General features: G+C 66.2%; 14 protein-coding genes and 1 pseudogene. 4 read left to right on the top strand and 11 right to left on the bottom strand.

The window, feature by feature from the left end:
- Positions 1-134 precede the first annotated feature (134 nt).
- Positions 135-1,490: an LLM class flavin-dependent oxidoreductase gene (locus L5G32_RS16945; protein WP_237012258.1), complete on the top strand. Its 1,356-nt coding sequence runs from the start codon at positions 135-137 to the stop codon at positions 1,488-1,490.
- Positions 1,491-1,853: 363 nt separating this feature from the next.
- On the opposite strand, the gene L5G32_RS16940 is transcribed toward L5G32_RS16945, so the two are convergent.
- The 6 genes from L5G32_RS16940 to L5G32_RS16915 all read right to left on the bottom strand — a co-directional run bounded on the left by L5G32_RS16940 (position 1,854) and on the right by L5G32_RS16915 (position 5,703).
- Positions 1,854-2,144, bottom strand: a complete 291-nt coding sequence (locus tag L5G32_RS16940) for a DUF222 domain-containing protein (RefSeq protein ID WP_237012257.1) — start codon at positions 2,142-2,144, stop codon at positions 1,854-1,856.
- Complete coding sequence (locus L5G32_RS16935) at positions 2,086-2,316, bottom strand: hypothetical protein (RefSeq protein WP_237012256.1); 231 nt, start codon at positions 2,314-2,316, stop codon at positions 2,086-2,088. The genes L5G32_RS16940 and L5G32_RS16935 overlap by 59 nt, the downstream gene beginning before the upstream one ends.
- 10 nt (positions 2,317-2,326) lie before the next feature.
- Positions 2,327-3,166, bottom strand: coding sequence for an ABC transporter permease (locus L5G32_RS16930; protein ID WP_237012255.1), 840 nt, complete (start codon positions 3,164-3,166; stop codon positions 2,327-2,329).
- A gap of 1 nt (position 3,167) precedes the next feature.
- A complete protein-coding gene (locus L5G32_RS16925; protein WP_237012254.1) occupies positions 3,168-3,992 on the bottom strand; it encodes an ABC transporter ATP-binding protein in 825 nt (274 codons plus the stop codon).
- On the bottom strand, positions 3,989-5,047 hold the full coding sequence (locus L5G32_RS16920) for an ABC transporter substrate-binding protein (protein ID WP_237012253.1): 1,059 nt from the start codon (positions 5,045-5,047) through the stop codon (positions 3,989-3,991). Before L5G32_RS16920 ends, L5G32_RS16925 begins: the two co-directional genes overlap by 4 nt.
- Before the next feature lie 299 nt (positions 5,048-5,346).
- A complete protein-coding gene (locus L5G32_RS16915; RefSeq protein WP_372491715.1) occupies positions 5,347-5,703 on the bottom strand; it encodes a PLD nuclease N-terminal domain-containing protein in 357 nt (118 codons plus the stop codon).
- Positions 5,704-5,906: 203 nt separating this feature from the next.
- Between L5G32_RS16915 and L5G32_RS16910 the strand changes: the two genes are divergently transcribed.
- Entirely contained in the window at positions 5,907-6,443 is a 537-nt protein-coding gene (locus L5G32_RS16910; protein WP_237012251.1) for an SdpI family protein, read from the top strand.
- A gap of 3 nt (positions 6,444-6,446) precedes the next feature.
- Positions 6,447-7,442, top strand: coding sequence for a bile acid:sodium symporter family protein (locus tag L5G32_RS16905; RefSeq protein WP_237012250.1), 996 nt, complete (start codon positions 6,447-6,449; stop codon positions 7,440-7,442).
- On the opposite strand, the gene L5G32_RS16900 is transcribed toward L5G32_RS16905, so the two are convergent.
- Positions 7,418-8,047: a DedA family protein gene (locus L5G32_RS16900; protein ID WP_237012249.1), complete on the bottom strand. Its 630-nt coding sequence runs from the start codon at positions 8,045-8,047 to the stop codon at positions 7,418-7,420. The genes L5G32_RS16905 and L5G32_RS16900 overlap by 25 nt on opposite strands.
- 22 nt (positions 8,048-8,069) lie before the next feature.
- Positions 8,070-8,663, bottom strand: a complete 594-nt coding sequence (locus L5G32_RS16895) for a YqgE/AlgH family protein (protein WP_372491714.1) — start codon at positions 8,661-8,663, stop codon at positions 8,070-8,072.
- A 118-nt stretch (positions 8,664-8,781) separates the two neighbouring features.
- On the opposite strand from L5G32_RS16895, the gene L5G32_RS16890 reads away from it, so the two are divergent.
- On the top strand, positions 8,782-10,080 hold the full coding sequence (locus L5G32_RS16890; RefSeq protein WP_237012247.1) for an MFS transporter: 1,299 nt from the start codon (positions 8,782-8,784) through the stop codon (positions 10,078-10,080).
- Between the two features lie 11 nt (positions 10,081-10,091).
- Here L5G32_RS16890 and L5G32_RS16885 read toward each other — a convergent pair whose 3' ends face one another.
- The 3 genes and pseudogenes from L5G32_RS16885 to L5G32_RS16875 all read right to left on the bottom strand — a co-directional run.
- Positions 10,092-10,514, bottom strand: a complete 423-nt coding sequence (locus L5G32_RS16885; protein ID WP_237012246.1) for a hypothetical protein — start codon at positions 10,512-10,514, stop codon at positions 10,092-10,094.
- A 69-nt stretch (positions 10,515-10,583) separates the two neighbouring features.
- Entirely contained in the window at positions 10,584-11,675 is a 1,092-nt protein-coding gene (locus L5G32_RS16880) for an aminotransferase class V-fold PLP-dependent enzyme (RefSeq protein ID WP_237012245.1), read from the bottom strand.
- A 106-nt stretch (positions 11,676-11,781) separates the two neighbouring features.
- Positions 11,782-11,987, bottom strand: a pseudogene (locus L5G32_RS16875) (IS110 family transposase); the annotation flags it as partial.

Below are 11,987 nucleotides of genomic sequence, written 5' to 3'. Positions count from 1 at the left end.
GGCTCGTGCGATCGGCCACCTGGGGGTTTCGCTCACCGTGTTTGTAACCGTGGTCAGGCGTGCTCTTCCGCGAAATCATGTCCTCACCCCCATGCGCCGAGCTGCACGCCCGGCGGAAGTGAAAGGACTTTCCGTTGACTCTCAAGCCGAAACGCACGTTGAAGTTGAATGCCTTCCTGCACGACACAGGCCATCACGAAGCATCGTGGCGCCACCCCGACTCGTCGGCCGAGCGCATCGGTGACGTCTCCTGGTATCAGGAGGTCGCGCGCACCGCGGAAGCCGCGAAGCTCGATGCCGTCTTCTTCGCCGACATTCCGGCGGCGACTACCGGCGGGCATCGCCCGAGCCATCAGTTCGAGCCGGTGACCCTGTTGTCGGCGATCGCGACGGCGACCGAGAAGATCGGGCTGATCGCCACCGCATCGACGTCGTTCTACGAGCCCTACAACCTCGCCCGACTCTTCTCGAGCCTCGACCACATCTCGAGCGGTCGCGCAGGCTGGAACATCGTCACGACCTTCAATACCGATGCCGCGCACAATTTCGGCCTGCACGAGGTGCCGTCCAACAGCGAGCGCTATGGGCGAGCGCAGGAGTTCGTCGACGTCGCGACACAGCTGTGGGACTCATGGGAGGACGACGCTCTCGTCGTCGACCGAACGTCGGGTGTCTTCGCCGATCCGTCACTCGTGCACTCGATCGATCATGCGGGCCGCAACCTGCGCGTCGCCGGGCCGCTGACCAGCTCACGGTCGCCGCAGGGTCGTCCGGTGTACATCCAAGCCGGGTCGTCGAACGATGGCCGCGCGTTCGCAGCACGTAACGCGGAGGCGATCTTCACCGCCCATCAGACACTGGCCGACGCCCAGGCCTTCTACAGCGACATCAAGTCGCAGGCCACGGCCCTCGGCCGCAACCCCGACCACGTACTGGTGCTTCCCGGCATCAGTCCGTTCATCGCCGACACCGAGGCCGAGGCCAAGGACCTGTACGAGTACTTCAACTCGCTGATCGTCCCCGAATACGGGCTGGCTCAGCTGGAGAAGATGGGCGGGGTGTCACTGCGCCACCTGGATCTCGACGAGCGGGTCCCGGCCGACGCGTTCGGATCTGCCGGGAGCGTTCTGGACAATCAACGGAGCCGTACACAGGTGATCGCGAACATCGTCGACCGCGAACAGCCGACCATCCGTGAACTGCTCCAACGCCTCGCAGGGGGACGCGGCCACAACGTCGTGCACGGCACTCCCGTCCAGATCGCCGACATAATCACCGACTGGTTCGAGAACGGTGCCGCCGACGGCTTCAACGTGATGCCGCCGCTGTACCCGCAGCTGCTGGAGGCGTTCACCGAGAAGGTCGTTCCGATCCTCGTCGAGCGTGGCCTGTTCCGCAGCGAGTACGAGGGCTCGACACTCCGCGACCACTACGGGCTGCCCCGCCCGGAGAGCGTGTTCGCAGAGGAGTCGGCCGCCCAGATCTCCTGACTCAGGCACGATTGGTCGGCGCGACGTCTCGTAGGCGTCGCGTCGGCCGGTGGCCAAGCATCAGAAGGGGCGGCGGTTCGTCCTGCTCAGGACGCTCACGGACGCGGCGGGGTCGGGCCCGGTCGCGGCCGGCCTTGTCGCGGAGACAATCCGTCCCGGTCGACCCGGCTCGACCCTGCTGGAGAGCGGGGAACACATCGACCCCGGCGAATCCGGTGCCGATGATGACTCGGCCGGTGGGGGGATACCGGAGTGGACGAGGTCCGCGACGCGCGGGGACGGCCTGTAGGTGAGCCCGTCGGGACTCCCGGCCGTCGTGTAGACGTGCGACCGCCGGGCTCAGCCAGGAGCCCGCGGGCGGTGTTAGCGTCCGTCGATGACGCCGTGACGGTCGATGTAGGCGGGCGCGTCGTCGGCGCCGACGAGCGTGGACAGGTTGACCCCCACATGGAACCAGCTGGACGCAACCGGTGCGAGCACCAACGCCTGCGGCCGTGGCGCCGCGCCGCACACATCGCATGCGCATTCGAGGTTCTTCCCTTGTGCGAGGGCCACCATCGCGTCGGCGCGCAGCTGCGCCTTGGTCCGCGGATCATCAGCCCGCTGCGGCGCGAGCAGCGACCTCGGTGAAGCTCCCCGCGGCCGCCTCCTCACGGTGCACAGCCATCGCAACGAGGTCTTCCTCGCCGCAGGCTTCCGCGAGGTGCGACGCGGTGGTGAGGATCGAGTAGTCGGTCGCGGCACGTACGCCGCCGTAATGGACCAAGAGCGTCGCGAGATGGTCGATGTCGCCGACGGCGTCCAGACCTCGGGACGCGTCGGACAATTCTCAATCTTCAGGCGCGCCAGCGGGAGAACCGGCGTTCGATGGCGACCAGTCCGTAGTTGACGATCAGGCCGACTGCGGAGGTAGTGATGATCGCCGCGTACATCTGCGGGATCAGAAAGTTCATCTGGGAGTAGTTGATGAGGTAGCCGAGTCCTTCGGTCGCACCGATCATCTCGGCGGCGATGAGAACCAGGATCGCCGCAGCACCAGAGATGCGGATACCGGTGAAGATGGTCGGCAGCGCGGCCGGAATGATCACCTTTCGGAATGTCGTGACCGGCGACAGGTCGAGCACACGCGCCGAGCGCAGCAGTTGCACGTCCACGGTCGCGACACCGCTGATCGTGTTGAGCAGGATCGGGAAGAAACACGCGAAGAGGACGATCGCGATCTTGGAAGTCTCGCCGATTCCGAGGATCAGCACGAAGACCGGGAGGATCGCCAGGGCTGCCGTGTTGCGGAAGATCTCCAGCACCGGGGTGAGCAGGTCGCGGACCGGCGGATACGACGCGATGGCTGCGCCGATGGGGATCGCCGTGACTACGGCGAGGCCGAACCCGGCAGCCGAGCGGATCAGGCTGGCCTCGAGGTCGGCGGCGAGCCTGCCGGACGAGGCCAGGTCCCACCATGATTCGAGCACCGTCGACAGGGGCGGAACGAAATTCGGGTCCATCAACCCAATGCGAGGCGCGAACTCCCAGACGAGAGCGAGCAGAACGACGCCGACGAATCCGCGGGTCAAGCGGGCCGAGCGGGCGCGGAAGCGCGACACGTGGCGGACGCCCGCAGCGGCCTCCTGCCGCGTGGTGGGACGCGGTTCGGTGCGTTCAGTGAGCAGATCGGACATGTCAGTGTGCCTCCGCCAACTGGGCGCGGCTGCTGCCGCTGCGGGTGTGGTTCTCGCGTAGGAAGGACCAGATCTCGTGCCGATACCGTGCGAACTGCGGGTCCGAGCGGACGTCGCCGTCGAAGTTCCGGTCCAGTTCGATGTTCACGACGTGGTCGACGCGGCCGGGTCGTCCACTCATCACGGCGACACGCTGTCCGAGGAAGACGGCCTCCTCGATGTCGTGGGTGATGAACACAATCGTGGTGCCGGTGCTCCGCCAGATCTGAAGGAGCTCATCCTGCAGATGTTCGCGGGTCTGTGCGTCGAGCGCTCCGAACGGTTCGTCCATGAGCAGAACGCCGGGCTTATACGACAGACTTCGGGCGATGGCGACTCGCTGTTTCATCCCGCCGGAGAGCTCGTGCGGGTAGCGGCTGGCGAATTCGGTGAGTCCGACGAGTTCGAGGAACTCGCGCGCTCGATCCTTCCGCTCGGATCGAGAGAGGCCGCCCGCGGCCTCCAGCGCGAACTCGATGTTGCCCTGGGCGGTCCGCCACGGCAGCAGTGCGTACTGCTGAAACACGACCCCGCGATCGAGACCCGGCTTGGTGATTTCACGACCGTCCGCGCGCACTATGCCGGACGTGGGTTTGGTCAGCCCACTGATCAGGTCCAACACCGTCGACTTTCCGCACCCACTGGGTCCTACGAGGGTGACGAACTCTCCCGCCTCGACTGTCAGTTGCAGGCCGTCGAGTGCGACGAATTCGCGCAATTGGCGATCCTCGTCACCGCGGACCTGGAAGACCTGTCCTACATTGACCAGTTCGATCTTGCTACTCATTCGGATTTCCTGTCAGCGAAGGGATTGAACTTGTTGGTGTACAGCTCGCTCGGGTTGACGGCGTCGGCGTCGACTTCGCCGGACGCTTGGAGCCAGTCCAGCCAAATCGAGAAGTCCTGGTCACGCAGCACGCCCCCGGCGGTTGCGATTCCGTTGCCGTTCCACGATGTGTAGGACTTCCTCTCGTCGCTTCGGTCGTGTTCGTCGAGATACTTGCCATAGAGATCGAGAACCTCGGTCGTCGAATGCCTCTGGGCGTAGTCGATCGCCTTGGTGATTCCGCCGACAAGAGCTCTGGTGGTCTTGGGGCTGTGCTCGATGAATCCGTTTCGCAACACATAGCTGCCGCCGTTGTAGGGTCCGACGAGGTCGACGTCGTCCGCGAGGACGCGGAGCCCGCCATGCTTCATCGCCGTCTCCTTGGCGGCGAAAGCCGTGTACGACGCGTCGACCTGCCCTTGGCGCAGCGCCGATTCGGCGTTGATCCCGGGCAACGGAACCAACGTGACGTCGTCGATCTCATCGTCGGAGAGACCTTCCTGCTTCAGGTAGGTGTCCAGGATCGCCTCCGCGTTGGCGCCCAACGTGTTGACGGCGACCTTCTTCCCGATCAGGTCCTGGCCCTTCGTGATCTTGTGGTCGTCGAGAGTCACGATGGAGCTGCTCACGTCGCCGGACGATCCATACGCGGCGGCCACCGCCGTCACCTCGACCCCCGCCGAGACCACCTTGGCGATCGCGCCGTTGAAGGGTCCGCTCGCGATATCGCTCTGATGAGTGGCCAAAGCCTGCAGGCTTGCTGGCCCGCCGCCGCTTTCACCGATCCAGTCGAGGGTCAGCCCGGGCAGATACCCGAGGGCATCGGCGACCTCGAGATAGTTGATCAGTCCTGCGCTGCTCTGATAGCGGATGGTGGTCGGCTCTGCCTCCTCCTCGGTTCCGCCGATACCGCATCCCGCCGCGGCCGCAGTGACAACGATGAGTGCGGCCACCGCGACGGGGGCCGAACGCTTTCGGTGACGTCGGGGTCTCCGACGGGAAGCAATGGATCTCATGGGCTGACCTTCATCATGGCGCGAGTGAATGCAGCACGAGCACACCCAGCGATGACTCAGTGCGAGGCGCTGGACGAGATCGGCGAATTGACACAAACCTATGGCGAGACGGTCACTCAGCCAATGGTTGAAATCGCGGGTATCTAAACTCCGGCCGCGTAGCGAACCGGCGAGGCGTGCGTAAAAGCTGCTCCTCCTGAGCACGGCTCGCGCTACAGGCGGGGCAGGGACGGCGATCCGACTCGACTAGCACGGCGTCAACCGCCAGATCGAACGGAGTCGGATTCGTACCGTCGGCTTCACTCGTTTCCGGGCTCGTCGTTTCTCGCCGGCCCGTTGTTCTCCTCCGCACGACTACGCTGCTCCTGCGCGCGTTCGCGGACCTTGCGGCGGAACTCGGCGTCTTCGCGGGCTGCGATCGCGGCCCTGTACTCAGGACCGCTGTACTCGGGTCGCTCGTACTCGGGGAACCCGGTCGTGCGGGCTGGTGGCGACGCGGCGACGCCTTCGGGACGGCCGACGAGGAGCCAGATGATCGAACCGACGAGGGGCAGCAGGATCACGATGAGCACCCACGCGATCTTCGGGAGATGCCGCACCCGATACTCCTCGGCGACGATCACATCGATCAGAGCCGCCACCCAAACCACGAACACGATGAAACCGAAATATGGCACGAATTGCCCCCGAATCGTTGAAATCCCCAGACCGCTTAACGCCTGGACCACGTAAAGCGACGGAACGATCGTAACGTGGTCCGGTGCCCGATCCGACGGCCAACGGCTCGCCGCCGCGACCCCCGTCACCTCGCACGCGCACGATTCCCCACCGGTCGCCGCTCCGTCGTACAGTGAAACCCGTGCATATCCTGTCCGTCGTCTCCGCCGTTCTAGCCCTCGTGCTCGCCGTTTTCTGGGTGGGCGTAGGGGTATGCGGGCTGACTGGTCGTCTGGAGCGCAACCGCTGGGTCGGCGTCCGCTCGGACGAGACGATGCGGTCGGCCGACGCGTTCGCGCTCGGCAACAAGGTCGCGGCGCCCGGCTTCCTCGCAGCGGCGCTCGTCCTGCTGATCGGCGGAGTCCTCGCCTTCGGCGGCGATCTCGGTTTCCTGTTCGGATTCGGTGCGATCGTCATCGGTTTCGCGATCGCCGCCGTCGCCGCAGGCGTCGGCGTCCGCGTCGCATCGACGGTGCCCGAACCCGAAGAGGAGTCGGGCGGCTGCTCGGCAGACTGCTGTTCGGGCGGCGACGCCGACGACCAGGCTCACGACTCGTGCGACACCGACGATCCGGCTGCCGATTGCGGAGCGTCCAGCTGCGGGTCGTGCGCTCTGCAGGGCATGTGCACCACCGAGCACGCGGCCGACGCAGACCAGCCGGTCGACGCCGCCCGCTGACGTATGCGCACACTCCTCGCGAAGTCACCCATCGACGGATTCATCGCGTCGATCTTCCTCGCCGTCGTCGTCGCCGCAATCTTCCCTGCGGGCGGCGTATTCGCGGACGTCATGGACTGGGTCGTCACCGCGCTGATCGCGCTGCTGTTCTTCCTGTACGGCACCCGGCTCTCGCCCCGCGAAGCGCTCGACGGCCTCACGCACTGGCGACTGCACACGACGATCCTCGCGTTCACGTTCCTGCTGTTCCCACTCATCGGTCTGGCGCTGCACCCGCTGCTGTCGCCGTTGATCGGCTCCGACCTCGCTGACGGTTTCCTCTACATGACGCTCGTTCCGTCGACGGTGCAGTCGTCGATCGCATTCACGTCGATCGCCCGCGGCAACGTGCCGGGCGCCATCGTCAGCGCGTCGGCGTCGAACCTGTTCGGCGTCGTGCTGACCCCGGCGCTCGTCGTCCTGCTCATGAGCTCGGACGCAGGCGTGCACATCAACGGCGAGTCGATCCTCGAGATCGTCGCGAAGATCCTGGTGCCGTTCATCATCGGGCAACTCGCGCGTCCCCTCGTCGGCCCGTTCCTCAAGCGGTACGCCGAACCGACCAAGTACGTCGACCGCGGATCCATCGTCATGGTCGTCTACGTCGCGTTCAGCGAAGGCGTCCAGTCCGGGCTCTGGAGCAAGGTCGACGCGCTCGACGTCGTCCTGGTCATCGTCGTGTCGACTCTTCTCGTCGCACTGATGCTCACCATCACCTGGTTCGTCCCGAAGCGGCTCGGCTTCAACCGCGAGGACATGATCGCCGCCCAGTTCTGCGGCACCAAGAAGTCACTGGCGACGGGGCTCCCGCTCGCGAGCGTCATGTTCACCGGCTCGGTCGTCGGTTTCATGGTGCTTCCGCTGATGATCTTCCACCAGATCCAACTCATCATCTGTGCGTGGCTCGCGAACCGCTACCACCGGCAGGACGAGGCTCAGGACGACGCAGTGGCTGTGTGACGGCCTGACTGCCACCGCCGGAAGATCAAGAACGCCACCGACAGGCAGCCGACGCAGACCGCGACGATCAACGCCATGTCGGCGCCCAACGTCTCACCGACCGCGAACGAGACGAGCAGGATCGTCGCCGACCAGGAGACGCCGCCGATCGTGCTGGCCAGGGCGAACCTGCGGAACGGCATCTTGCGCGCGCCTGCGACGAGCGGGATAACGCTGCGCACCCATCCGATCCAGCGGGCCGCAGCCACCACGACGATCGCATCACTCGGGTTCGGCGTCTTGGCGCGGGACCGGATCATGCGACGCGCGATCCTGCGTCCCAACCGGGTGGCTCCCAGCCGCGGGCCGAAGCTGCGACCCACCCAGTATCCGGTCCAGTCACCCGCCATCGCGGCCAGACCGCAGCCGACGACGAGGATCCCGATGTGGGCGGACCCGACCGACGCGAGGACACCGGCGGCCACCAGGATGGCTTCACTCGGTGCGACGAGACCGACGAACACCACCGAGGTCTCCAGGAACAGCACGCCGATGGCGATCAGATAGACGGCCCACGACGGAACCGCGTCAATCAGCGAGATCAGCTGATCGGAGATCACATGCATGTGTCGACCAACCGTAGACCGATCAATTGTCTTCCGGCCGCAGTGGATACGTCGACATCAGGGGCAACGGCCACGGCTGACGCGCCAACACGCGCTGCCACACGTCCACCGACGGCTCCGCCAACAGATCCGTCGGCAGTCCCGGCGCGACGATCCAACTGCTGTCCGCGAGTTCCTCATCGAGCTGACCGGGCTCCCAACCCGCGTACCCGGCGAAGATCCGGACACCGGTCAGCACTTGTGCCATCTCGTCCGGGTCGGCGTCGAGATCCACCATCGCGACCGGGCCGGTCACCTGGTGGAGCTTCGGCTGCTCGGCGACGACCACGCCGTTCTTCGCCACGCCCAGACACAGCGCTGACGAGGTGCCGACCGGACCGCCCACGAACACGGCTCGCGGACTCGCCGCCAGATCGGCCCACCGGGGGAGGATGTTGTAGACGGCCGCGTCGCTCATGCGATTCAAGACGACGCCGAGCGTGCCCTGGTCATCGTGCTCGATGACGTAGATGACCGTTCGCACGAATGTCGGACCCGACAGAGCCGTCGACGCGATCAGAAGCGACCCGGGAGTCACTTCGGGTCGGTCGTCGGAGAACTCACCGTCGGACACCACCCCATCATGACATCACAGGCGGTCGGTCGCCCCCCGCACGGCGTCATCGGGTCGCGCCGCGAATGTGAGGTCCGTCGTCGCGACCGATTACCGGCGAGTTCGCCGGTAGGCTTGTGCGGTGAAGCTCTGGACGCAGGTCAAGACACCGGATCTGCTCCGGTATCTCGGGGTCAAGGTCCTCAGCCAGATCAGCGACGGCGCGTTTCAAGCCGCTCTCGCGTTCTCGATCCTCTTCAATCCCGACCGGCACACCGACCCGATCGCCGTCGCGGCCGGATTCGCCGTGCTACTCCTGCCGTACTCGCTCCTCGGACCGTTCGCGGGCGCGCTCCTCGACCACTGGGACCGCCGTCGAGTCCTGGTCTGGATCAACGCGTTCCGAGCCGTCGCGATCGTCCTCGTCGCGATAGCGATGAGTTCGGGCGTACCCGACACCGTCGTCCTGCTCGCCGCGCTGCTGGCGACCGGCTGCAGTCGATTCGTCGCGTCCGGTCTGTCCGCTGGACTTCCACACGTCGCGTCCTCCGACGTGATCATCGAGGTCAACGCCGTGTTCACGACGCTCGGTGCCGGGATGCTCGCCGTGGGCGCAGGACTGTCCACCCTGTTGCGCGCGATATTCGGCTCTGACAACGGCGGGTCGGGGGCCACGCTCCTCGCAGGCGCAGTGTTCGCGATCGCCTCAGGACTGCTGGCGGCGGCGTTCGCGCCCAAACGCCTCGGGCCTGACCGACCGGACGGTTCCGGGCACTCGGCGCTCTACTCGGTAGGACGCGGCCTGGCGCACGGAGTCCGAGCCGTGATCGACCATCCGAGCGTCGGTGTGGTCCTCGGGGCCATTGGAGTCCATCGACTGGTGTTCGGCATGAACACGCTCATGCTGTTGATCGTGGTCCGCAACGTCGACCTGGGCGCACCACTCGGCACCGATGTGCAGGCCATGGCGGAGATCGGCGTCGCCGTGGCAGCCGGTGCACTTCTGGCGGCCGTCGTCACTCCGTGGTCGGTCCACCACTTCGGTCGACGACGAACGATCGCGGTGGCTCTCGTCGGCGGTGCGCTCGCCGAAGCGCTCGTCGGAACGCTCACTTCGTACACGGTCCTCGTCGGTGCGGCCGTGCTCGGACTCGTCGGCCAGATCGTGAAACTGTGTGGCGACGTCGCCATGCAGTGCGACGTCCCCGACTCGTACCGCGGCCAGGTCTTCGCCGTCCAGGACGCGCTCTTCAACACGGCGTTCGTCGTCGCCATGTTCATCGCCGCAGTCTCGATCCCCGCCGACGGCTTCTCCGTCCCTCTGATCGTCGCAGGCACCGTGGTGTACCTACTGGGTGCGCTTCTCGTCTGGCGGGCAAGCCCTGCTGTCGTCGAAGGCCCGGATCGGGCGACCGTCCTGCGAGAGGAAGCCGAAGTCTGAGTGGCGGCTCGTCAGTCCCGCGCAGGTCGATGGGCGTCGGCGTAGCCGTCGCCGTCCATGTCGATCAGGACGGTGTCGGCCGCGCCGTCTCCGTCGGTGTCGAGGACTGATTCGCCCGGCGCTGTCGGCGCAGGCGGCGCAGGTGACGGTCCAGGCCCCGACGGTCGGTCCGCGCCACGCTCCCACAGCCCGGATCCGCCGTCGGCGAAGAAGGTCTCGGGCACCCCGTCGTCATCGAGGTCGAGGGCCGACAGGTCGGCGACTCCGTCGGCGTCCGTATCGACCATCGCGTCGTCGGCGAGACCGTCACCGTCGAAGTCGAGCGCTACCGCCTCGAAGACGCCGTCGGCGTCCAGGTCGAGATCCGCGACCGAACGCCATGCGGACGTGACGCCGTCGCCCGCGCCGAAGACGTACTCGATGACCCCGTCCATACTCAGTTAGACGCAGCACAGGCCTGTCGCGTTCCATGAGCCGCGGCGTGTCGTCGGGACCGACCCAGATCAGTACCCCATCGTGCGGATCGCCGACGCCAACGCGTCGAGCTGCTCCGACCGCACGTCCAGATGCGGGCTGACGCGCAGAAGCGGCTGGTCGCCCGCGAGGGGAGCTCGCCACGAGTCGGCCACCGTCACGAGAATCCCCGACTCCAACAGTCTGTCGCGTGCGGCTTCGAGATCGACGACGCCCCAGCCGGGCGGCGGAGCCAGCGTGACGAGCGCCGACGGCTCACCGTTCGGCTCGACGACCTCCCAGCTGCCGACACCCCGCAGACGTTCGCGGGTCGTCTCGCCGATGGCCGCGAGTTCACGGAACACCTTCTGCTGACCGAACTCCAACAACTCGGCGACCGCTGTGCCGAGACCGAGCTGGCCTGCGATGAACGAATCCGACGAATCCACCTCGGCACTCGCCAACGAATCCGCGCGGACCGCGATGAAGCCGACACCGCGCGGACCCGCCAACCACTTACGCGACGTCCCGTAGACGATGTCCGCGCCGGTCACGGTCGGAACATGACCGACCGACTGCGCCATGTCGACGACGACGGGCACCCCGACGGAGTGCGCGACCTCCACGATCTCGGCGACCGGCTGCACCACACCACTCGCCGAACCGATGTGACAGACGTGGATGAAGTCCGGCTGCTCGAACTGCAGCATGTTCTCCAGCGAGTCGACGTCCACGTGTCCGTACACATCGACGTCCGGCAGCACGCGCACCGAGAAGTCACGGCGCTCGAACTCCGCGAGGTTCGGCCCGAACTCGTTCTTCGCCACCCAGACCGTCGGCGACATCGGCAGCACCCACGTGTTCAACAGGGCACGCAGCGACGTGCGCGCACTGTCGCGGAACGACAGCTCCTCCGGCGTGTGACCGATCAGCGACGCCAGTGCGCGACGACCAGCGGCCAACGCGTCCGCCTCATCCGCGGCGGCCACGTACGAACCCCATTCTGATTCTCGCTCAAGGTGTTTCGTGATCGTAGCGATCACGGCGCGCGAGGAACGGCCAGCGGCGGCGGCGTCCAGATGAGCGAGTGACGGCTCGGCACGCGCCGCGTGCCACTGATTCCCGAGTTCACTGCAGTACATAGGACGAATCTACCTTGCCGACCCCGTAGTGGATCGATCGATCGGATTGGGGAGGTCTCGATTCTTCGTCTCGACCAGCGGTGGGAGGGGACGGTCCTATAGTTCGTCAAGCCCGGAGTAGGTCGGTTTTGAGTGCGCTGAAGGATTCTCTGACGAGGGCGCGTTTGAGGCAGCGGAGTATGTCGGGGGTGGACAGTCCTTGAGCGCGTCGGCGTTCGGCGTATTCGCGGGTGCGTGGGTCTGAGCGTAGGCGGCCCACGGCGACGAGGTGCAGGGCTTTGTTCGCTTGCCGGTCTCCGCCGCGGTTGAGTC

Source organism: Gordonia zhenghanii (assembly GCF_021738965.1).
GTDB lineage: Bacteria > Actinomycetota > Actinomycetes > Mycobacteriales > Mycobacteriaceae > Gordonia > Gordonia zhenghanii.
Note: the sequence above shows the minus strand (reverse complement) of the source record. Positions and strands in the feature narration are given on the sequence as shown.

Bases quoted from the DNA above. Each gene is read 5' to 3' on its own strand.
- L5G32_RS16905 (WP_237012250.1), top strand. From the start codon at position 6,447: ATGCGCACACTCCTCGCGAAGTCACCCATCGACGGATTCATCGCGTCG.
- L5G32_RS16920 (WP_237012253.1), bottom strand. From the start codon at position 5,047: ATGAGATCCATTGCTTCCCGTCGGAGACCCCGACGTCACCGAAAGCGT.
- L5G32_RS16930 (WP_237012255.1), bottom strand. From the start codon at position 3,166: ATGTCCGATCTGCTCACTGAACGCACCGAACCGCGTCCCACCACGCGG.
- L5G32_RS16880 (WP_237012245.1), bottom strand. From the start codon at position 11,675: ATGTACTGCAGTGAACTCGGGAATCAGTGGCACGCGGCGCGTGCCGAG.
- L5G32_RS16885 (WP_237012246.1), bottom strand. From the start codon at position 10,514: ATGGACGGGGTCATCGAGTACGTCTTCGGCGCGGGCGACGGCGTCACG.
- L5G32_RS16900 (WP_237012249.1), bottom strand. From the start codon at position 8,047: ATGCATGTGATCTCCGATCAGCTGATCTCGCTGATTGACGCGGTTCCG.
- L5G32_RS16925 (WP_237012254.1), bottom strand. From the start codon at position 3,992: ATGAGTAGCAAGATCGAACTGGTCAATGTAGGACAGGTCTTCCAGGTC.